Annotated in this window: 24 protein-coding genes and 1 other annotated feature; of the genes, 1 reads left to right on the top strand and 23 read right to left on the bottom strand. The window is 51.8% G+C overall.

Annotated elements, in window-relative coordinates:
* Window positions 1-6 precede the first annotated feature (6 nt).
* From priA to gmk, 4 genes are all read right to left on the bottom strand, one after another.
* Complete coding sequence (gene priA, locus EKM96_RS05330; protein ID WP_125640823.1) at window positions 7-2,424, bottom strand: primosomal protein N'; 2,418 nt, start codon at window positions 2,422-2,424, stop codon at window positions 7-9.
* Window positions 2,425-2,434: 10 nt separating this feature from the next.
* A complete protein-coding gene (coaBC, locus tag EKM96_RS05325) occupies window positions 2,435-3,646 on the bottom strand; it encodes a bifunctional phosphopantothenoylcysteine decarboxylase/phosphopantothenate--cysteine ligase CoaBC (protein WP_125640820.1) in 1,212 nt (403 codons plus the stop codon).
* Window positions 3,647-3,722: 76 nt separating this feature from the next.
* Window positions 3,723-3,938, bottom strand: a complete 216-nt coding sequence (gene rpoZ, locus EKM96_RS05320) for a DNA-directed RNA polymerase subunit omega (protein ID WP_061776946.1) — start codon at window positions 3,936-3,938, stop codon at window positions 3,723-3,725.
* Window positions 3,938-4,555 (bottom strand): guanylate kinase, encoded by a 618-nt coding sequence (gene gmk / locus EKM96_RS05315; RefSeq protein WP_125640817.1) that lies wholly within the window; start codon window positions 4,553-4,555, stop codon window positions 3,938-3,940. The genes rpoZ and gmk overlap by 1 nt, the downstream gene beginning before the upstream one ends.
* 276 nt (window positions 4,556-4,831) lie before the next feature.
* Between gmk and EKM96_RS05310 the strand changes: the two genes are divergently transcribed.
* A complete protein-coding gene (locus EKM96_RS05310; RefSeq protein WP_125640814.1) occupies window positions 4,832-5,155 on the top strand; it encodes a hypothetical protein in 324 nt (107 codons plus the stop codon).
* Between the two features lie 65 nt (window positions 5,156-5,220).
* On the opposite strand, the gene EKM96_RS05305 is transcribed toward EKM96_RS05310, so the two are convergent.
* The 19 genes from EKM96_RS05305 to EKM96_RS05215 form a co-directional block, all read right to left on the bottom strand.
* Window positions 5,221-7,437 carry a SpaA isopeptide-forming pilin-related protein gene (locus EKM96_RS05305; RefSeq protein WP_125640810.1) on the bottom strand — a complete coding sequence of 739 codons (2,217 nt, stop codon included), beginning with the start codon at window positions 7,435-7,437 and terminating at the stop codon, window positions 5,221-5,223.
* A 167-nt stretch (window positions 7,438-7,604) separates the two neighbouring features.
* On the bottom strand, window positions 7,605-9,323 hold the full coding sequence (gene recN / locus EKM96_RS05300; RefSeq protein WP_125640807.1) for a DNA repair protein RecN: 1,719 nt from the start codon (window positions 9,321-9,323) through the stop codon (window positions 7,605-7,607).
* Between the two features lie 81 nt (window positions 9,324-9,404).
* Window positions 9,405-9,860, bottom strand: coding sequence for an arginine repressor (locus tag EKM96_RS05295; RefSeq protein ID WP_061776941.1), 456 nt, complete (start codon window positions 9,858-9,860; stop codon window positions 9,405-9,407).
* A 96-nt stretch (window positions 9,861-9,956) separates the two neighbouring features.
* Window positions 9,957-10,772: a TlyA family RNA methyltransferase gene (locus tag EKM96_RS05290; protein ID WP_125640804.1), complete on the bottom strand. Its 816-nt coding sequence runs from the start codon at window positions 10,770-10,772 to the stop codon at window positions 9,957-9,959.
* The gene (locus EKM96_RS05285) at window positions 10,769-11,674 is read right to left on the bottom strand and encodes a polyprenyl synthetase family protein (protein WP_125640801.1); all 906 of its coding nucleotides are present in this window, start codon (window positions 11,672-11,674) and stop codon (window positions 10,769-10,771) included. The genes EKM96_RS05290 and EKM96_RS05285 overlap by 4 nt, the downstream gene beginning before the upstream one ends.
* A complete protein-coding gene (locus EKM96_RS05280; RefSeq protein WP_125640798.1) occupies window positions 11,664-11,912 on the bottom strand; it encodes an exodeoxyribonuclease VII small subunit in 249 nt (82 codons plus the stop codon). Before EKM96_RS05280 ends, EKM96_RS05285 begins: the two co-directional genes overlap by 11 nt.
* Window positions 11,905-13,257: an exodeoxyribonuclease VII large subunit gene (xseA, locus tag EKM96_RS05275; protein WP_125640795.1), complete on the bottom strand. Its 1,353-nt coding sequence runs from the start codon at window positions 13,255-13,257 to the stop codon at window positions 11,905-11,907. The genes EKM96_RS05280 and xseA overlap by 8 nt, the downstream gene beginning before the upstream one ends.
* Window position 13,258: 1 nt before the next feature.
* Complete coding sequence (locus EKM96_RS05270) at window positions 13,259-14,110, bottom strand: bifunctional 5,10-methylenetetrahydrofolate dehydrogenase/5,10-methenyltetrahydrofolate cyclohydrolase (protein WP_125640792.1); 852 nt, start codon at window positions 14,108-14,110, stop codon at window positions 13,259-13,261.
* A gap of 308 nt (window positions 14,111-14,418) precedes the next feature.
* The gene (gene nusB, locus EKM96_RS05265; protein WP_125640789.1) at window positions 14,419-14,847 is read right to left on the bottom strand and encodes a transcription antitermination factor NusB; all 429 of its coding nucleotides are present in this window, start codon (window positions 14,845-14,847) and stop codon (window positions 14,419-14,421) included.
* Window positions 14,847-15,287, bottom strand: coding sequence for an Asp23/Gls24 family envelope stress response protein (locus EKM96_RS05260; RefSeq protein WP_125640787.1), 441 nt, complete (start codon window positions 15,285-15,287; stop codon window positions 14,847-14,849). Before EKM96_RS05260 ends, nusB begins: the two co-directional genes overlap by 1 nt.
* 36 nt (window positions 15,288-15,323) lie before the next feature.
* Window positions 15,324-15,884 carry an elongation factor P gene (gene efp, locus EKM96_RS05255; protein WP_125640784.1) on the bottom strand — a complete coding sequence of 187 codons (561 nt, stop codon included), beginning with the start codon at window positions 15,882-15,884 and terminating at the stop codon, window positions 15,324-15,326.
* A gap of 76 nt (window positions 15,885-15,960) precedes the next feature.
* The gene (locus EKM96_RS05250) at window positions 15,961-17,025 is read right to left on the bottom strand and encodes a M24 family metallopeptidase (protein ID WP_125640781.1); all 1,065 of its coding nucleotides are present in this window, start codon (window positions 17,023-17,025) and stop codon (window positions 15,961-15,963) included.
* A 115-nt stretch (window positions 17,026-17,140) separates the two neighbouring features.
* Complete coding sequence (gene rpmA / locus EKM96_RS05245) at window positions 17,141-17,434, bottom strand: 50S ribosomal protein L27 (protein ID WP_269801535.1); 294 nt, start codon at window positions 17,432-17,434, stop codon at window positions 17,141-17,143.
* Between the two features lie 24 nt (window positions 17,435-17,458).
* Window positions 17,459-17,797 (bottom strand): ribosomal-processing cysteine protease Prp, encoded by a 339-nt coding sequence (locus EKM96_RS05240; protein ID WP_125640779.1) that lies wholly within the window; start codon window positions 17,795-17,797, stop codon window positions 17,459-17,461.
* Window positions 17,798-17,825: 28 nt separating this feature from the next.
* Window positions 17,826-18,134 (bottom strand): 50S ribosomal protein L21, encoded by a 309-nt coding sequence (gene rplU / locus EKM96_RS05235; RefSeq protein ID WP_125640776.1) that lies wholly within the window; start codon window positions 18,132-18,134, stop codon window positions 17,826-17,828.
* Between the two features lie 20 nt (window positions 18,135-18,154).
* Window positions 18,155-18,234 (bottom strand) — a sequence feature (ribosomal protein L21 leader region).
* A gap of 48 nt (window positions 18,235-18,282) precedes the next feature.
* A complete protein-coding gene (locus EKM96_RS05230; RefSeq protein WP_125640773.1) occupies window positions 18,283-18,903 on the bottom strand; it encodes a TetR/AcrR family transcriptional regulator in 621 nt (206 codons plus the stop codon).
* Window positions 18,904-18,967: 64 nt separating this feature from the next.
* Window positions 18,968-19,510 carry a dUTPase gene (locus EKM96_RS05225; protein WP_125640770.1) on the bottom strand — a complete coding sequence of 181 codons (543 nt, stop codon included), beginning with the start codon at window positions 19,508-19,510 and terminating at the stop codon, window positions 18,968-18,970.
* 15 nt (window positions 19,511-19,525) lie between these two features.
* Window positions 19,526-20,467, bottom strand: a complete 942-nt coding sequence (locus EKM96_RS05220; RefSeq protein WP_125640767.1) for a hypothetical protein — start codon at window positions 20,465-20,467, stop codon at window positions 19,526-19,528.
* A complete protein-coding gene (locus EKM96_RS05215) occupies window positions 20,460-21,338 on the bottom strand; it encodes an exonuclease SbcC (RefSeq protein WP_125640764.1) in 879 nt (292 codons plus the stop codon). Before EKM96_RS05215 ends, EKM96_RS05220 begins: the two co-directional genes overlap by 8 nt.
* Window positions 21,339-21,550: the final 212 nt, after the last annotated feature.

Genomic DNA, 21,550 nt, shown 5'->3' with positions numbered 1-21,550 from the left:
TTTTATCTACATAAAGTTCATGGGTTCCGGATCGATCGTCACAGCCAAGCCGTGACGGGCCGGGATCTGGGCTGCCTGCCGAATTTGCTCCAGGCCAGCCTTTAGATCTGGTTCATTCTTATATTTAATCACAACTTGATAATAATACTTCCGCTTAACCCGTGCAATTGCCTTTGGCGTGGGACCCAGCACAATGGCTTGGTCACTCAGGTCCAGCTTCAAGGCATCGACTATCTGATACATCGCCTTGGCGGCAACCGCCTCATCCTCGTGGCTGGCCGTCACCTGAACGGCAAAGTAATACGGTGGATAACTTCCCTGATGCCGCATCGCCATTTCCGTCACGAAGAATCGCTCGTAGTCTTGGCTCTGAGCCAACTGAATCGCGTAGTGATCGGGATTAAAAGTCTGGATGAAGACCTCACCAGGCTTGGTCGATCGACCGGCCCGACCACTCACTTGCGTCAACAGTTGGAAGGTCCGTTCACTCGCCCGGAAATCCGGCAAGCCTAGGGCCGTGTCGGCATTCAACACCCCAACCAACGTTACATTAGGATAATCGAGGCCCTTGGCAATCATTTGGGTCCCCAATAGAATATCGGCCTCATGATTCCCGAACTGTTTTAAAATCCGCTCATGGGACCCCTTCCGCCGGGTAGAATCGACATCCATTCGGAGAATCCGCGCCGTTGGAAATTGCGCTTGCAGGGCCGTTTCAACCTTCTGCGTCCCGGTGCCATAGTACCGAATCTTATGGCTATGACAATTGGGGCAGATCTTGGGAATGGCCTCCTCATGCCCGCAATAATGGCATTTCATGGAATGGCTATCCATATGCAGCGTCAATGAAATATCGCAATTCGGACATTTCAAGACAAAACCACAGTCGCGACACATCACGAAGGAGGAGTAGCCACGTCGGTTCAGCATCAGCACGACCTGTTCGTGGCGATCCAGTCGCTCTTGAATCGCCGATACCAAAGGCGTGGAGAAGTCACTGTCGCCAATACTCTTCATCTCTTCCCGCATGTCCACGATGTGAACCGTGGGTAACGGCCGGTCGTTGACCCGCTTGGGTAACACCAGGCGGGTATATAGGCCCTTGGCGGCGCGCGCCCGACTTTCTAGGGACGGTGTGGCACTCCCTAGGACCACGGGGCAGTGATTATATTTCCCCCGCCAGAGGGCCACGTCACGTGCATGGTACCGCGGCGTCTCGTCTTGCTTGTAGCTACTCTCATGTTCCTCATCCATAATGATTAGGCCAACATTCTTAACGGGGGCAAAGACCGCCGAACGAGCGCCGACCACCACCGTGGCTGCACCACTATCGATGCGCCGCCACTCGTCGTATTGTTCACCCTTCGATAGACCACTATGCAAAACGGCCACCTGTTCGCCGAACCGGGCCTTCACCCGATTGACCATCTGTGGCGTCAAGGCAATCTCTGGCACCAGCATTAATGCCGTCCGTTTTTGTCGTAAGGCCACGGCAATACTTTGCAGATAGACTTCCGTCTTCCCGCTGCCAGTCACCCCTTCAACCAGAAAGTTCTGCGTTTCATCGCCATCAATCGCGGCGGTAATGGCCGTAACGGCCTTAGCCTGGTCGGGATTTAACGTTAACGGCTGCGTTGGCTTGACCGGCTGATGGAACGGATCGCGATAGACCTCCAGCGTTGACTTCTCCAGCCAGCCCTTCTCGGCCCCGGTGTTAATCACGGCACTAGAAATGCCGGCCGCCTTCACAACCTTCGCCTGCGGCTGTGGTTGTTTGGGCACCATTTGTTGCAGGTAGGCCAGGAGATCGGCCTGCTTTGGGGCCCGCTTAGCAACGGTCGCTTGAATCTCTGCCAACTTAGCGGGTGGCAACAGCGGCGCCACACCAACCGTGGTCTTCGCTGCGGCCTGGTTCTTCACGTGATACAGGACCGTCACCTTGCCCGCGCGTTGCAGCTTCAATAGGTTAGCCACCGTGCCATCGTCCAGTTTGTCCGGATCAAAGGGCCGTGGTTCCCCGTCTGGAAAATACTGGGCCTTTTCGGCCGGCGTAATGGCGGCCAACGGCGCAATCTCCCGTTCGGTCTTGGTTTTTAATAAATTGGGTAACATCGTTTGAATACAGGTAATGCGGAAGGCAAACGTTTCGTCGGCCAACCAGTCGGCCAGTCGTTGTAATTCCTCATTAAGGACTGGCGAGAGATCGAGTACCGCCTCAATGGGCTTAAGTGTCCCATCGAAGCTGGTCACGTCGGATACCCCAACGACGACCCCATCAACCATCCGGTGACCCCGCCCAAACGGCACAATGACCCGCATCCCCGCCTGGAGTTGATGTTCCCACTCCGCTGGAATGGCATAGGAATAGGGATCATTGGTTTGCATCGTCGGTACGTCTACTAGAATTTGACCAATCTGGGCCACTGTTGTCACCTCACTTACTGGTTAAAATTTCTGCTAATCGTTTAATTAAGGCCTGAGCAATCAGCGTTTTACTGGTTTTTGGCGTCTGATCGGTCACCCCATTCGGTTGAATAAAGGTTACCTGGTTGTCATCGCTATTAAAGCCGATGCCAGCCTGGGAGACGTCGTTTGCGGCCAACAGGTCTAAGTGCTTGGCTGCTAACTTTTTCTGCCCGTTAGCTAGTAAATCTTGCGTCTCAGCGGCAAAACCTACCGTCACTTGATGTGGCTGCTTAATCGCCGCCACCTCCTGTAGAATATCGGGCGTTTGCTGCAGCCGTAAGGTGAACTCGGTTTCCCCGGGCGTCTTTTTAATCTTCTGATCGGCCGTTTGTAATGGTTGAAAGTCGGCTACCGCCGCCGCCATCACCAGCGCATCGGCCTGCCGATACGCCGCAAGCACGGCATCGCGGAGCTCCGTGGTACTTTCAATCGGCACCACTTTGGCCCCGACCGGTGGATCCAGCCGCGTTGGGGCGGTGATCAAGGTCACCTCGGCCCCCGCGGCTATTGCAGCGGCCGCCACGGCGTAACCCATCTTGCCGGAGGAATCATTCGACAAGAAGCGAACCGGATCCAATCGTTCCCGTGTGCCGCCGGCCGTGACGACCACCCGCTTGCCTTTTAAAATGGGCGCCTGAAACAGGTGCAGATCGTCAATTTGGCGAACAATTTCGGCCGGTTCCAGGAAGCGGCCTTGACCGGCGTAGCCTTCGGCCAACAAGCCGGTAGCCGGCGTCAAGACGTGGACGCCATCCGCCTCCAGTTGTTGCCGATTACGCTGCGTTGCTGGGGTCGTCCACATATGCGTGTTCATGGCGGGAACGACCACCTTAACCGCGGCCGTTGCCAGCCAAGTGGTACTGGCAGCATCCCCGGCTAATCCATTGGCCAATTCGGCCATGAGGTTGGCGGAGGCCGGCGCGGCAATGGCCAGGTCCGTCCAGTCGGCCAAGGCAACGTGGTCAATTTCACCAGAGGCTCGCCACCAACTCTCATCGGTTAGAACCGGGGCCTTGGTCAACGCCGCGAACGTTGCCGCCGTCACAAATTTCTCCGCTGCCGTCGTTAAAACAACCCGGACCTCCGCACCAGCTCGCTGCAAGTCACGGGCAAGGGTTGCCGCCTTATAGGTCGCAACGCTGCCGCTGACCGTTAATGTCACGTGTTTTCCAGTTAACATGTCGTCCCTCCTTGTCACTTACGATAAAAAAGGCCAGATCACCCAACGGTAATCTGGTCCTTCCTGAATCGCCAAGTTAGGCGTCCAGATCCTTTTCGTCCGGATCAATCATCAATGCACCGGCAGCAATTTCTTCCAATGCACGACCAATGGTCTTGGGCGACTTGTAGTCGGTTAATAATGGCTTGGCACCGGCGTCCAACTCGTGGGCCCGCTTGCTAGCCAGCATAATTAATGAGTAACGTGAATCAACTTGTGCTAATAAATCATCAACTGAGGGATAAAGTAACATTAGTTTTCGTCTCCAATCATTTGTTCGTAATCCGGCATGACCCGGGTTACCCGTAACCGTTCACTGCGGATAATCATCTGAATCCGAGCAACCGCCTGGCTAACTTCATCGTTAACCACGGCATAATCATAGTTGCGCATCATCCGAATCTCACCAACGGCCTTTTTAATACGCTTGTTGATGACATCCATGGCATCCGTCCCCCGCCCAATTAATCGATGCTTAAGTTCCATCAGATCGGGTGGTGTCAAGAAGACAAAGACGGCGTCCGGACAATTGGCCCGAACCTGCATGGCCCCGTTGACTTCGATTTCTAAGAAGACATCTTTGCCTTGATCAAGGGTCTCATTTACATATTTTAACGGGGTGCCATAGTAGTTGTCAACATACTTGGCATACTCGAGCATCTCCCCGTTACGGATATTCTCCTCGAATTCTTCCTTGGAAACAAAGTAATAGTCGACCCCATTGACTTCGCCTTCTCGTGGTTGACGAGTGGTCATTGAGATGGAGTAAGAGAAGTCGGTTGCACCGGTCTCAAATAACGCCTTACGAACCGTTCCTTTACCTACTCCCGAAGGACCCGAGAGTACGATGAGCATTCCACGTTTAGCCATTTCGAAAAAATCCCTTCATCCAAAAAATTTAATTACTGACCCAATTCGTCTTGGTAACCGAAATGAAGCAGGTCTCGTGCCAGCCGTTAGCCGGCCTTATCGACAATCTATAGATAACTATATTACCACTATTTCCGCCTAAATAGGTTGGTTTACCCTTTAAAATCCAGAAAAAGTCCGAAATAAAGGGATTTAGCGGCTGCAACAAAAAGTTCTTGCATTCTCGAACGGATGTTCGTATAATGTAAATACAAACAAACGTTCGAGGTGAGCAGTATGCAAAACTTAAATATTAATCGTGCAGCCCTGTCCGATCGGGTTGCGACTGCCTATAAGGAACTCTTTAGTAGTCGACCTGTCGTTCAAGGCCAAGTGATCGAGTCCCAAATGCCCGATGAACAGCTGCATTACTTCATCCGGCAATCACTTGACCGGCATTACTTTGTCCGTCTCCAATTCAAGAGCGTCCCTGACGTTGCCCCCGCAACGGCGAGTGGCTATTTAAGTGAAGATGCCGCTGGTCACCTCGTCTTGAAGCAAGACCGCCGGCTAACAACTATCGTTGCCCCACGACTCTTGCGTTCAATTCAGCGTTACTAAACTTAAAAGGAGCCTTCCTAGACCATAGACTAGGAAGGCTCCTTTTTTGTCGCATCATCACTTATTTACCGTTTAGTGGACCGGCGCCATTGCCAGAGACTAAGGCTCGTCCCAAAGACGAGTAAGCCAAGGATCATTGCAAAGAGACTCTTTTGCTCATTGGTCTGTGGCAAGAAACGCTTCAGGCCCTTGGGCTTAGCGGCGGCACCGCCAGCAGAAGGCAGGGTCGTCCCACCGGCATTCGCCGTTGTGAGAGCGTTCGAGGCAAGGTCCGCCCCGCTACTCTGATTGGCGTTAGGTTTAACGGTTGCTGGGTGAGAACTCGAGGAAGAACCTGAAGGCTTTTTTACGCGTTCAGGTTTGCTCGAGCCCGTTGAATCACCTGACGATGTGCTACTTGAACTCGGCTCTGAAGAACTCGCGCCTTGTGGAATTGAAGAGCCTGCTTTAATCGCGCTACTGCTCTCAATCGACACCGGCTCAGAAGAGGCACTCGGAATCGAAGTAGATGGAATCGAGGAACTATGTTCCTCAGAACTTGAACTGGATGGAATCGAGGAACTTACCACCGGCTTGGAACTTGATTCGGACAATGAAGCCGAAGACTCCTCACTCGAACTTGAACTGCTGGCCACCGAGGACGTCGTCGAACTGGTAGCACTCGACGATGGCGTGCTTGAGGCCACGGAAGAACTCGATGAGTCAACCGTAATCGGCTTGTCGAGTTGATCGACGCCGACAGCGGTTGTGTCGGTAGACAAAACGGTGACGGGTACCGGATCGGTGTTCTTCTCATAGCCATCCGGTGGTGTCACTTCATAGAAGTTATAGTCGCCAGGGGCCAACTTGCTGACCGTCACTTGACCGTTGGCATCTGTTACCAAATTATCGGCACCGGCAACGACGTTTCCCGCCGAGTCCCTCAACTGATACGTGGCGCCCGCGAGAACGTCACCGGTGCTGGCATCCTTCTTGGTCAGGGTGACCGAGTTCGGATTGTCGACCTGGGTTAATTCATGAATCGTGTTGCCTGCAGCCGCATCACTAGCGGCAATGGTAAATTCAATTGGGTCCTTATTTAAGAGGTAGCCATCCGGCGCCTTGGTTTCGATCAGCCGATAATCCCCAACTGGCAGCAGTGGATCGTTTAAGACGCCACCTCCCTTGGTGGTCAGTCCGGTTTGATCGTCAACCCAATTTCCATCGGCATCCTGCTTTTGCACGGTGTACTCGGCTCCATCTAACGGTATGGTCGTGCCGGTTTCACTTAACCCCGTCTTTGTCAGGTTAAAGCCACCCACGTAGTCACCATCTAAGACGGCCTTACCACCCCAGTGGAAGTTCTTGGTCGAAGTGATGGGATTATCTGTGGTGCCGGTGCCCGTACCGGGGTCTCCCCCCGTGCTCGAACTGCCGGTATCGCCGGCCGCACTCACCAGGTCAACCTTGTTACTGAAGACCCCCGAGGTATTGCCCGTAAGCGCAGTGGTGTCCACCGACGTGTAATAGACCAGGGTCGTATTCTTGGTAATGTTATCGAAGGTAAAAGTCACCGTAGACCCGTTGACGGCCACGGTTGGCTTTAACACGGTGCCATCATCATACTTGGCCGAGATCGAGTCATCGTTGATAAAGGTTTGCAACGGCCCAATGGTATCAGTTAGTGTGACCTTACCCATGTCCTTATTATTGGGATTGAAAACGATATCCCAGGTGACCTTATTGGGTAAGACCCCAGTATAGTCATTGTCGTTGACCCAGCCATTCTTATTGATGACATAGGTTGCCCCACCGCTCGAGGCTTTTTTATCGGTCCCAACGGCATTGAACTGCAGGGTACCGGTTCGGCCAACATTGGTCTGAGACATCGCATCATTAAAGGTGATGACCCCGACGTTCGTGCCAACCGCGATCAAAACTTCACCAACGACCGTGTTATTAGCGTCCTTCGCCGTGACGTCAAACTTGGCCGGTGAAGCCGAGGCATTGGTTGGCATCGTAATCGTGGCGGTGTCGCCAGCCTCCACCTTGACATTATCATTAATGCCCCAAGTGTAATTTAATTGGTAGTTTTGACCAGAATAGAGCTTGGAGGTGTCAGTGACCGGCGTATAGACATTGTTGCCGGTTTCTTCAGCAATCGACGATGGCGCGTCTAACCCGGTTGTTACATTGTTTCCCTCTTCTGTCAGATCCTTAGCTTGGGCCGTAACCGACCCGGTTACCAAGACGGTCACCAGGCACAATAATCCGATGACCAAGCCCATAAATCTTTTTTTCATAATTTACACCCTCAACTAACTTTTTCATCTCTTAAAGCGAGGTCTTTATCCTTAGTATAAGCCAATTACCTAAATAATTTAAGACAAATTCCATAAACCTTTTAAACTAACTGACCAGATAAAAATAGTGGCCCCAGTCAAGATGACTGGTAAACCACTAGGGATGATCACTTATTTTGCTTATTTGCTTGTTGTTGCTTGGTTTCATCGGCCAGTGCCAGGAGCTCGCTGGCATGCTCTAACGCGAGTTTCGTGACCTGGGTACCCGCGGACATTCGGGCAATCTCATCGATCCGTGCATCTGCATTCAACCGGGTCAGACTGGTCTCGGTCCGCTCGCCAACGATCTGCTTAGCAATAAAGTAGTGATGGTCGGCCATCGCGGCTACCTGTGGTAAATGCGTGATACATAGGACCTGTGACGCTCGAGCAATACCGCTAATCTTCTCGGCAATGGCTTGGGCGACTCGGCCGCTGACCCCGGTATCAACCTCATCAAAGATAATCGAGGTAATTCCCTGTGATTCGGAGAAGATCGTCTTTAGGGCCAACATGATCCGGGACAATTCCCCACCGGAGGCAATCTTGGCCAATGGCCGCATGTCCTCGCCGGGATTCGTCCGCAGATAGAACTCCACGTGGTCTAGTCCCGTGCTCAATAGGCCCTCATTCTTTGGTCGCGAGAAACGAACGGCAAAGACCGTCTTGGCCATGTACAGGTCACCCAACTCACCGTGAATGGCGCGCTCCAATTTCTCGGCGGCATGGTGCCGGGCCTCACTGAGCTGTTCACCAACCTCGTGGAGCTTGGTCTCCTGGGTAGCCACCTGTTCTTCCAAATCGTCGGCCTGCGCATCGGTCGTCTGCATCTGCTTCAACTCGGCCGCAATCTTATCGAAGTACTTCAGAACCTGCGACTCGGAGTCGCCGTACTTCCGCTTCAACTGGTTAATCACGTCTAACCGTTGTTCAATTTCATCTAACCGGCCCTCGTCCCATTCCAACAGGTCCAGTTGAGAGGAAACATCCCCCACGGCATCGGTCAGGGCATAGTAGGCCGTCTCCAGGCTGGCACTAATCTGTTTGAACGCCGGATCGAAGTCGGCAATCCCCTGCATCGCCTGCAAGGCACTGCTGAGCTGGTCATTCACGCCGGGAGTGGCATCCTCACCGGTTAACGTCATCTGACTCCGCTGCAAGGCATCGTTAATTTTCTGGTAGTTGTCCAAGCGTTCCCGTTCGGCAATCAAATCGTCTTCTTCGCCCGGTTGCAGGTTCGCCGACTCAATCTCGTTGACCTGGAACTTTAGCATGTCCAGGTGTTGGGCCCATTCCTTCTCGTTGGTCCGCCGATTCTCTAAGGTCGATTGAAGTTGCGTATAGCGTTGGTAAATGGTCTGGTAGCGAGCCCGTAGCTTGGCGACCTTGTCGCCGGCAAACTCATCCAGCATCCCTAAATGCTTCTCGGGTTGCATGAGCTCTTGATGTTCGTTTTGTCCGTGGATGTCCACGGCGGTTTCCCCAATGCGTTTCAAGGTGTTGGTATTAACCAGCATGCCATTGACCCGACAGGTATTGCGGCCATTCTGATGGATTTCTCGCTGGAGAATGACGCTGCCATCATCGTGGTCGATTCCCAACTCGTCCAGTACCCGGTAGGTCGTTCCGCCATCGGGAAAAGTAAAGCTTCCCTGAATGATGGCCTTATCGGTGCCGGTCCGCACGAAATTCGCTGAGCCTCGTCCGCCGGCCAGGAGGCCGACCGCGTCAATGATAATGGATTTACCGGCACCGGTTTCCCCGGTAAGGACCGTCATGCCCCGCTTGAACGTCACGTCCAGCTGATCGATAATCGCAAAATTTTTAATGGATAACTCTTGTAACACGGTCTGACCTCCTCAAAAATAAAACGACCACGCCGCCTAGGTCAGCTAACCGCTGATTGGTGAGTCGTGATCGCGTCGACGTTAGTCTTCTAACATCTGATTGATTGTCTTTTCCAATTGTAAGGCACCCTGATGAGAAACACAAACGGCCAAGACCGAGCTGTCATCCCCGACCGTGCCGAAGATGAAGTCATAGCGCATCTGGTCCAGGAGGGAAGCGATCACTGGGCCATTCCCTGGCAACACCTTCAAGATTGTAAATTGATCCTGAACGGCAAAAGAAATATAGGCGTTCTGCAACGTCCGCTGTAATTTCTTCTGGGTGTCAATCTTCTTTTGAACTGGGAGACTATACCGGTAACCCCCTGAATCCGCGGGTAACTTAACGAGTTGCATCTCCTTAATATCCCGTGAAATCGTGGCCTGCGTCACGTGAATGCCGTCTTCGGCCAGTAGGCGAACAAAATCCTCCTGCCGTTCGATTTCTCGCGATGTCAGCAGTCTTTTCAGCAACTGCTGGCGTTCCTGCTTCTTCATACCTAGCCCCCCTTTTCTATCTGGTAAAAATGTATATTCTTATCATATACCAGACGTGAGTATTTGGGAAGTGAATTCTCATAATTTTCTCATAGTCTATTGTTTCAGGCCTTCATAGGCTGCCTCAACCGTTTCTTCAACGGAAACTGAACTTGCACAGACTGCATGTTTATCAACTGAGCGTAAATGAACCAGGAATTCAATATTCCCTTCGCCACCCCGAATTGGCGAATAATCCAATCCAAGAACACTGTAGCCGGTCTCAACGGCAAAGTCGATAATCCCCTGCACCACGGCCAGATGAACGGCCCGATCCCGGACAATCCCGTGTTGCCCAACATCCTCACGATCCGCCTCAAATTGGGGCTTGATGAGGGCGACCACGTCACCATCCGCGGCCAAAATTCCCTTCAACGGCGGCAAAATTAACCGCAACGAGATGAAGGAAACATCAATCGAGGCAAACGTTGGTTGCCCCTGCATAAAGTCCGCCAGCTTACTGTAACGAAAGTTGGTATGCTCCATGACCACCACCCGGGGATCTTGCCGGAGCTTCCAAACAAGTTGATTACTACCGACGTCTAGGGCATAACTCAGCTTCGCGCCATTCTGTAGCATCACATCGGTAAAGCCCCCAGTTGAGGACCCAATATCCAGTACCGTCCGGTCACGGAGATCAATCTGAAAGGCTTCGATGGCCTTAGCCAACTTGAAGCCCCCACGTGAGACGTATGGCAAGGGATGCCCCTTGATATGTAATTCGGTATCGATCGGCACCATGGTCCCCGGTTTGTCCAACCGTTCCTCATTGGTCCCCAAGATTTCCCCGGCCATAACGGCACGCTTCGCTTCATCCTTCGAGTCAAAGACGCCCTGTTCGACCAGCAAATCTGCTACTCGTTTTTTCTTCATGCTTTCACCCGTTTCGTATCGAAATAACTAAAGAAGGCCGCCAGCAGACTGGTATCCACCGATGCTGGCAAGGTGGCGAGCGCGGCCCGTCCCTGTTCAATGGTCGCAATCAAGGCCTGATTGGCCCCCTCGAGGCCTAACTTACCTGGGTAAGTATTCTTAGCTTCACCGGCATCCTTCTGCGTGGCCTTACCCAATTCACCGGGCGTACTGACCACATCCAAGATATCGTCATAGATTTGGAAGGCCAGACCAAAGGCATCGGCAAACTTCAAGTAAGGCGTCCACTGATCCGCTGGTAATTCGCCGAGAATCAATCCCGCCTGAACGGCATAGTGGAGGAGTGCCCCCGTCTTCTCGCGATGGAGAACCCGTAAATCCGCCAAGGGTAAGTCAATGTGTTCGGACCGAATATCCTTCGCTTGACCGGCCACCATGCCATTCGGACCGGCTGCTCGAGCCAGCGCCTGTGTCAACTTGGCCTGCACCATTGGGGGCAAGGCCGTGGCCGTTAGCCATTGAAAGGCCAGCGTTAGTAACCCGTCACCCGCCAGCGTGGCCATCCCCGCACCGAACTTAACATGATTGGTGGGTTCGCCCCGGCGTAGGTCATCATTGTCCATCGCCGGCAGATCATCGTGAATTAAAGAATAGGTATGTAGCAGTTCCAGCGCCATGATTGGCCGCCAGTCCCTGGCCATATCGACCGGGTGACCGACGGTGGTCAACGTCGCCACCGTCAGCAATGGTCGCAGCCGCTTACCGCCCGCCAGGACCGAATACTGCATTGCGGCAGCCAACCGATCGTCACCGGCATCGGCGGCGATGGCCGCCGCCAACGGTTGATTTAACTGTGGGAGCCAGGTCTGTTCAAAGGCCTGTAGCCGTTCATTACTCGGCATCCCCTTGGCCTCCTTGTGGTGCTTCGAAGGCTTCCTCGTGGTCCTCGTCGTTCATCATGGTGGTCAGGGTCTTCTCGGCATCTTGGAGGGTGCTCTGCAGACTCTTACTCAAGGCGACCCCTTTTTGAAATTGATCCAGGGCCTGTTCCAACGGCACGTCGCCCTGTTCAAGCTGCGCCACAATGTTTTCCAAGGTTGCTAAATTATCTTCAAATGTTGGTTGCTTTTCTTCACTCATGTTGATCCTCCGTTGCTGGTGTGATGGTCTGAATCTCTGCGGTGGCACTCCCGTCACTCAAATGAATGGTGGCGGTGCCCTTCTTCAAATCGGCTGTCTGCCGAATGACCCGATCCTCTTGGGTCACATAGCTATACCCCCGACCGAGAATCTTCAGGGGACTCAGATAGTCTAAGCCCTCAATCAATTGGCCGACTCGTTGCTTTTTCGTTGTTAATAGACGTTCTGCATTTTCATTTAACCGTTGCGTCGTTTGGCCAAGATCGACCTGGGCCCGTTTAACGCGCTCCAAGGGCGATTGATTGGCTAAGCCTTGACTGGCCAGTCGAAATTGTTGCTGGCGGCGGGTCACCTGTTGACTCATGCCCCGTTGCAGTCCCTGTTGTGCCCGGTCTAACCGCTGCACATAGGTCTCATAGAGGCGTTGCGGCTGCCGGAAAACATACGCCGTCATCAATTTATTCAGGCGTTGCTGTTGGAAATTAATCCGATTGGCCATGGCGTTCAACAACCGCGTGCGTTCCTGGGTTAATTTTAACAACTCATCCTTGAGCACGGGCACCGCCAGTTCGGCCGCAGCCGTTGGCGTCGCCGCCCGGACATCGGCCACCAGATCGGCGATCGTGGTATCGGTCTCATGACCAACCGAAGAAATCACCGGCAAGCGACTGGCCGCAATAGCGCGGGCAACCCGCTCTTCGTTGAACGGCCAGAGGTCTTCGATCGACCCACCACCACGACCAATGATTAGGGTATCAAAGGTCCCGGCCGCATTGGCCCGTTCGATCTGCCGAACAATATCGTCAGCGGCCGCATCCCCTTGGACAACCGCCGGATATAGGACAATCTGGGCGATCGGATAACGACGCCGGACCGTCGTAATGATATCTCTGATGACCGCCCCACTGGGACTTGTCACCACCGCAATCCGTTTGGGAAAGCGTGGCAGCGGTTGCTTGGGCGCCGTGAACACCCCCTCGGCAGCCAGCTTCTTTTTAAGTTGCTCGTAGGCTTGATATAGCTGACCAATCCCGTCTGGTTCCATGCGTTCGACGTAGATTTGGTAACTGCCAGTGGGTTCATAGAGGGAGATTCGGCCCGTGACCAGGACCTTCATCCCGGTCTCTGGCGTAAACTTTAGCTTTTCGAAGGCCGACCGAAACATGATCGCATTAATTTTAGCGTGGTCATCCTTCAGGCTAAAGTATTGATGGGCATGCGGTCGCAGGCGAAAGTTGGAGATTTCACCGGTCAGATAGACCTTGCCCAGGTAGGGGTCGACGTCAAATTTCCGCTTCAGGTACTGCGTCAACGTCGTTACTGATAGATAGTCGTTGCTTGCCAAATTACTCACTCCACTCGCATAAATCCACGGTCTGTTGCATCAAGGTGGCAATCGTCATTGGCCCCACGCCACCGGGGACGGGGGAAATCGCGCTAACCTTGTCAAAGACGCCGTCGAAGTCGACATCTCCGGTTAACTTGCCATTTTCATCACGATCCATGCCCACGTCGATGACGATGGCCCCAGGCTTCACATCGGCGGCTTTAATCAAATGCGCCACCCCCGTGGCCACGACCAACACGTCGGCCGTCTTGGTAATGTCGCTTAGGTTCTCGCTGTATTGATGGGTGATGGTCATCGACATATCGGCGTTCAAAAGCAGTGCCCCCATTGGCCGACCAACAATCATGCTTCGGCCAACGACCACGGCATGCTTCCCCTTCAGCGGGACATTCAGCGATTTCAGCATGGTCATAATGCCTCGTGGCGTACAGGAAACCGGATAATTTCCAGGCAAGTTAGCGAAGATCTTCCCCACATTCAAGGGATGGAAACCATCAACGTCCTTGGCCGGATCGATGGCGGCAACAATGCCCCGTTCATCGAGGCCTGCGGGCAATGGCGACTGCACCAGAATGCCATGAATTGACGGGTCCTGATTGTATCCCTGAACCACCGCTAAAAGTTCTGCCTGTGTGATGGTTGCCGGCAAGTCGCGGACGACCGACTTAATGCCGAGCTGGGTTGCCTTACGATGCTTGTTGCGCACGTAAATGGCACTCGCTGGGTCTTCACCCACCATAATTACTGCTAGTCCCGGAACAATTCCGCGTTGACTCAGTTGGGCAACCCGTTCCTTGGTCTCCGCATTCACCTGTTTGGCCAATTGCTTGCCGTCAATAATGGTCGTCATGAAGAATTTCCTCCCAGTTAAAATTCAAAGTTATCTTTCATTTTAGCATAGTTATTCTGAAAACGGGAACGGGCGCCCCGCCATTAACCAACAAAAAAGAGAGTTGGACAAAAGGCGGTTAGCCGGCGAGCATTAAGGCTGCTAACCGAATAATCCTGGTCTTGGATTGTTTGGTTAGCAGTTTTAAGCGGAACCGGGTGCCTTTTTTCGCACGTTTCGGCCATATAAATGGGTACACGAAAAAAGAGCCTGGGGTTTTGTCCCAGACTCAAAAACCGATGACAGTTACCCGTCATCGGTCATTTTTCTTAGTCTTGAGGTGCTGACGAATCGTCCAGCGTATGAGCGAGCACACCGTTAATAAAACGACGTGAACGATCATCACTAAAGTTCTTGGCCAGTTCCAAAGCTTCATTGACCGCAACCCGGTCTGGCACATCATCAACATGGTCAATTTCATAAAAGGCCAGTCGTAAGATGACCAAGTCGGTCTTGGCAATTCGCTTTAATTGCCAACCGGTGCTCAGATACTGTTCGATCTGCGCATCCAGTTCGGTTTGATTGGTCAAAACACCTGTAACCAGCGTATCAAGGTAAGCCGGAACCGGCACAACCTGCGTTGTGTCGTCCGTTAAGACCCGTTGGTACAGAGCATCATGATCGGCGTCGGGATTGGCATTCAGGGCAAAGAGCATCTGAAACGCCCGTTCCCGAATCTGGTGTCGTGTAAGTGCCACTATTGATCACTGTCTCCTTCGTCGGCTTCGTTGAACAGGTGATCAGGATCAACCTGTTGCGCCGTCTTTTCGGGAATGACGCCTTCCACGTGAACATTGACTTCACGTAAGTCGAGATCAGTCATGAATAATAGTTGCTGCTTCACGCTGTCTTGAATGGCCAAGGCAACCTTAGGTACCGCCACGCCATAATTCAAGTAGACGTATACGTCAACGGCCAGTTCACCGTCATCAAATACCAGCTTGACACCCTTACCGTGCTGTTCTTTGCGACCCAGCAATTCGGTAAAACTGTTGGCAAGTGAGCCACGCATCCGGGCAACCCCTTCAGTCTGACTTGCAGCAATACCGACAATGATTTCGAGCACTTGTGGTGCCACTTCAATCTTGCCCAAAGCCGGTTCCTTTGATTCTAAAATGATATTAGTCTCTTCTGCCATTCATTGACCCTCCCTTACTGATAAAAGATTTGAAAACTATGCCCGGGAAATGTAAGTCCCATCGGTCGTGTTAATAGAAAGCTTGTCGCCTTCGTTAACAAAGAATGGCACTTGTACAACTAAGCCAGTGTTCATGGTAGCAGGCTTGGAACCACCGGAAGCGGTGTTCCCCTTGATACCAGGTTCGGTTGCCGTAACTTCTAAGACAACCGTGTTTGGTACTTCAACCCCTAAGATTTCGTTGCCAAATTGAACCAAGTCCACGTTCATGTTTTCTTGCAAGTAAGGTAATTGACCCTTGATCTGTTCTTCTGGAACTTCGATTTGCTCAAAGTTGTCAGTATCCATGAAGACCCGGTTATCACCGTCTTCATAAAGGTATTGCATGCTCCGCGTCAAGATGTCAGCTTTTTCCATCTTAGCACCGGCACGGAAAGTCTTTTCTTGAACAGCACCCGTCCGCAAGTTCTTAAGCTTTGAACGAACGAAAGCGCCACCCTTACCGGGCTTAACGTGTTGGAATTCGACGATCCGCCAGATTGCGTGATCGACCTCGATAGTTAAACCATTTTTAAAATCAGCAGTTGAAATTGCCATAATGTGTCAGCCTCCTAAAATATGTCCTCTTTATAATATCAATTCTTACCCATAAAAAGCAAGATACCAGGACCGCTTACAGAATAATTAAATTTCGTGGTGTGGTCGTTAAACACTCGTTGCCTGTTTCAGTGACCAAGAGATCATCCTCAATACGGATGCCCCCCTTGCCAGTAAAGTAGACACCGGGCTCCACCGTAATGACCTCGTTAGCCTGCATGACATCGGGCCAACCTCGGCCAATGTTCGGGCCTTCGTGAATATCCACACCAATCCCATGACCAGTCCCGTGAATGAATGCGGGGCCATAGCCCTGTTCGGTGAGGTAATCGCGACCAATCCGGTCCAGCTCGTCGCCGGTCACGCCTGGCCTAACCGCCGCACGGATCATCGTTTGAGCCTGTTGGACGGCCTGGTAGGCGGCCGTCAACGCTTGGCCAGGATCACCCAAGGCCACCGTGCGCGTCACGTCCGATGTATAACCATCCACGTAAAACCCGCAGTCAATGGTGACCAGTTCGCCCGTAGCCAACAACTTCTCACTGGCCTGGCCATGAGGCCAAGCGGATCGTTCCCCACTAGCCACGATGGTGCCAAAACTCGGGCCGGTTGACCCATGTTCCAACATCCACCGCTCCAACCACTGAGCAGCTTCCCGCTCAGTCATCCCCGGCTTCAGAACCGTGAACAGGGCTGCTAGTCCCTGACTGGTCAGCCGGGTGGCCCGCCGAATGGCTTTCAACTCCGTGTGATCCTTGATCTGACGCAACTCGCCAACAACCCCAGCTATGGGAACAATGTCCGTCATCAGATGCTCGTCTAACCACTCATACTCGGCCACGGTTAAACTATCCTCAATCCCAAGAACGGTCGCACCAGCGGCATCTAAGGCGTCATTAACCGCCTGCAGATAGTCCCGAGTGATGGTCTTGGGCACACCGGGCATCGTCGTTGCCAGCTCAGCCTCGTAACGGGCATCCGTCACGAAGACGGCCGAATCGGCCATGACCAAGAGGTACCCGTCACCAGCCTCAACACTGGTTCCGGTTAAATAGCGTTGATCGCTCGGTGACGAGACCAAGAAAGCATCGATACTGAGTGACGCAAAACTTGCTTGAAGCCGTTCAATTCTATTCGTCATGAACAACACCCTTTCTGATGACTGGACTCACTCGTCATTTTAGTGGAAAAAAAGAAGAACTCAAAGCGAATTGGTCTCGCCTCAAGCTCTTCAGTCGTACGAGGAAAACCTCGTGTTATTTAGCTGCTTCTTCTGCAACTGGGTATACGGATACCTGACGCTTGTCACGGCCCAGACGTTCGAATTTAACGACGCCAGCAACCTTAGCAAACAAAGTATCGTCACCACCGCGACCTACATTAAGGCCAGGGTAGATGTGCGTCCCACGTTGACGGTAAAGGATAGAACCACCGGTAACAGTAGAACCATCAGCAGCCTTCGTCCCAAGACGACGACCAGCAGAGTCACGACCGTTAGCAGTAGACCCACCACCTTTATGGTGAGAGAAGAATTGTAAGTTCATGTTCATCAGCATAAGTTTCACCTCCGCAAATTAATCTTTGATTTCTACGAATTTAACAAAATCCGCGTAATTTGTGGCGACATCTCGTAATCCATCCTCAAAACTCTGGAGGAGTGTTTGTCCCTTAAGTTCAGCCGTTGCCCCCAGCTCTGGTGGTAAGCGGACTTCCAGAAAGCCGCCTGCCTGATCGCGGTTCTCGACTTCAACGGGAATCTTAGCGATTCGTTGTAAGCCGTTCACCGTACTAATCGCGAGCACCGAAACTGCAGCACAAACAATGTCTTGACCATACTCACCTGAGTCAGCGTGGCCAGTGATTTGGAATGAATTGATTCGGTTAGTTCCATGATGGAACGTCGCATGAATCATCGGGATCGCCTCTCTTAATCTTTAGGCTTTAAGCGTTGATCGCATCAACGACAACCTTAGTGTATGGTTGACGGTGACCTTTCTTCGTATGAGAACCCTTCTTGGCCTTGTACTTGAAAGTAACAACCTTCTTTTCCAGACCCTGCTTTTCAACAGTCCCGGTAACAGTTGCTCCTGCGACAGTTGGCGTCCCAATCTTAGGCTTGTCACCACCGACAAAGACAACTTGGTCAAAAGTAACCTTTTCACCAGCTTCAACGTTCAACTTTTCGACGTAAACAGCTTGGCCTGCTTCGACCTTGTACTGCTTGCCGCCAGTTACGATAATTGCGTACATGTATGTGCACCTCCTTATATATTTAGACTTAGACTCGCCGAAGATAAGTGCTCCGCAAGGCGGAAAACTTAAGACTTATTCCGAGCGGTTGCAGCTGTGGAAGTCCACAAATACAACATGAAAATTATACCTGAACCAATTACCCGAGTCAAGGCTTTTCTGAAATTGGCTCGACATCTAAGCCCACCAGCGAAAACCACCCGGCCAATGGCCGTAATTCCGGCGAAATCATTTGCCGAAATGACCGGGCCAAGAACTCTGAACGATACCGCAGATCGTCATCCAGCCATTGCTGAACCAAGCCAAGAAAGGCGGTGACGAGGAAGGTGACCTGAATATCCTTCGGGGGTAGGTTCGCAGCTTGCGGGCTAAGTTGCCGAGAATAGGTCATCAGCTCATGCTCAAAGCGATCCCGAAGGTACGGTCGAAACCGACTAAAGGCCGGCCCGAGCAGCACCGAAACAATGTGACGATGACTCTCGATGTATTGCAGCGCCGGAGCTAAGGCAAACCCCGCTACCGGTTCCCCGTTCGGGGCCAGGGTCACCTTAGCGGCGGCAAACCATTCGTCAATGACCTGGTCTTCCGTCTGAGCCAAGAAGTCCGCCTTATCCTTGTAATGAAGATAGAACGTTCCCCGGGTAATCTGGGCGGCCTGGGTCAACTTCTGAACCGAAATCTGTTTCAAAGATTGTTCCTGCAACAACTGATGTAGCGCCCGGCGAAGGCGGTCGTTCGTTCGAATGACCCGCGGATCAACGGTTTCCATCACGGCACTCCCCCTTTTTGTGGACAAAAAGCTAGTTCGTGAGTACGAACTAGCCTGCCTGTTTCTAATAGTTATTAGCCTGACGGTCGAGGTTTACCTGACGCTTAGCCTCGTAAGCCGCCTGAATTTCATCTTGGCTGAAGCCGAAGTCAACGAAGCCCCACTTCAGGAATAACCGCCAAGCATGACGGAAGTCTTCCTGCCGATGTGAAAAATGGCTATTGAAGACCATGCGTTTCAGGATTAAGTATTGTTGGTCGGGATCCTTGGCCGGTCGGCTGCTGGCCAACGCCTGTAAATCCTCTTCCTTCAACATAATCAGTTGCGTCCAAACCTTCTTAGTAGCAACCAGAAAGAAGAAGTCCATGGCATCGGTATATTCGGTTAACAGCGTCTCGCGCGCAGTTGATCCCTCGTCGGCCTTGCCACGATGGGTCTTCCAAACCTTAAACCATTCCGAGGTGTTGGCAACTTCGGCCAACTCCACGTCCAACGCCACATAGGCGTTCTCAATCTGCCGATGACGAGGCAACTCAATGTCTCGCTCGGTTGTGATTTGATTGTCTAATGCAATGGACTGTTGAACCAATTTTGCTAACTCTAACACGACGTCAATCCCTCTCTAATCAAACACCAGTGGATCCGATTTAATTTCAAGATCTGTTAAGTTTTCTAAGTACCAGTCGCGCATGAATGGATATTTAATCAGCACATCGAACCACGACACCTTTTGTTCGTTGTCATGAACCGTGAGCACCCATTCCGGTTGACCTTCTAATTGGTTGTTGAAGATATCTACCACGACATCCCCATCCAACGTAATCTCGGCACCATTACCATTAACCCCATTGGTTAACATGTAATCGTTTTGCGCAGCCACCACGAAGAGTCGATCGACGATGCCGGCTGGTAAATCGGCCGCCCGCACGGCATAGTTTTGGCGATTAGCGGCGTCCAGGACGTTAAAGTCCACGGAATAACCGTAATCTTCCTTAAGGAACCGGGCGAAGTCGACCAGAATTTGAACGGAGGTCTTCACCGTTTCGGCAGGCACCGTGTCGTGTAAATCGATAATAAACAGTTGGGTTAAAGCGTGACTGCTGAACCGGAACATCTTCCGTTCCAAGTTGAGGTAGAACAATGCCTGCCCCGTCGCCCGTTCGCGATAGAACACCCCACCGTTTTCGGACGTTTCAATCCGGAAATTAAAGGTGCCACGGTCGCCAAGCGGTGTCAGTTGTTGCGTTAACTCTTCCTTGTGGTCACGGGACTGCAAAATGACATTGTTCCCTTGGTCATGCAGTTCCAACATCCGTGACATAAATAATAGGTAATAATCGGCATTACTGTATTGGTGCGGGAAGGTCACAAAGTCCGAATCCAATTGGAAGCTGGCTAACTGCGTGGCGGCGGATACCAACTCGTCGGTATCGGTCGTCTTAATCAGTTGGTCCATCAACTTGGTAAACGTCAGCCCCGTTTCCAAACCGGACTTAATGGCTTCGTTATAGTTCAGTAACCGCCCGCTGGTGGTTAGGGTCGAGGGATCATTCTCGTTAATCATCGACAGTCACCCCGCCTTCGCTCTTTCCTAACAGGCTGTTCAAGTAGTCCGCATAGAGACTCGTATTGTGTGATTCAAAATGTTCGAAGTCATCGAAGGCGTCGCGAATACTTTGCTTTTCGTAATTCAGGATGGTGTCTTCCTTCGACAAGACCAGGATTTGGTCATCATTTTCCTTGATGGCCTTGTGAGCGTCCAGCGCTTTTTCATCTTCATCGGCCAACTTGGTCAATTGGTCAATGATGTTTTGACGTTCGTCCTTCACCTTACCAGAATCCCATGGCATGCTACTCCGACCACTGTTTTCCTTGAGCTGCTCGCGTAGCGTGGCCTTTTCGGTGTCCCGCTTCCCTTGATCATCGACCAATTGTTGAAGCCGTTCGCTGTTCGCCGAAATCTGCTCAATCTTGGCCGTATTCAGTCGTTGATTATGGCTTTCTAAGGCAAAAGAGTCCTGTAACTTCTGGTATTCGGTCTGATCAAAATTAAACTTAACGTTGATCACGTCTAGATCACCGAATAACCGCCGGTCCCACCAGTTACCGAAGTAGATGTGGAAGAGGCCGGTCGTGTATTCTTCGTAATAGAAAAATGGATAAATATGCCCTAAATAGTCAATCAGGTTATCACTTAAGTAGTGACTGATTTGGGGATGAATGTTATCAACTAATTCCGCTAAATGATTAACCGTCCGCGTTGCCCGGGTCTTCTTAACTTCCTGGAAATAACGAACTTGGTCTAAGAGTTCATACACTTTGCGGTCGTCGCCATGTTGGACGGCGGCCTGTAAGGTGCTTAAATAATCGAGTTTGTTGGCGATTGCCTGCGTCAAGACGTCGGCGGCACTTGCTGTTTGTTCTTGGTTTTCCATGGCTTTTATCCCTCGTTTGAACATCCCCGGTGAGCCCGGCGACATTAGGTTATACGTTCATGGTACCAAAAATCGGCTGAGAAAAAAGCCCTTTGCATAAAAATTACATTAATTCCGTCATTTTTTATTCATAATGGTAGATTGTAAAATTTAAGTTGAACATATTAGTGGACAGAAAAACCCATAAAGGTCTTTAATGGTGTCACCACAAC

It is taken from the genome of Levilactobacillus tangyuanensis (assembly GCF_003946545.1).
Taxonomy (GTDB): Bacteria; Bacillota; Bacilli; order Lactobacillales; family Lactobacillaceae; genus Levilactobacillus; species Levilactobacillus tangyuanensis.
This window is presented reverse-complemented; position numbering and strand designations above follow the sequence as displayed.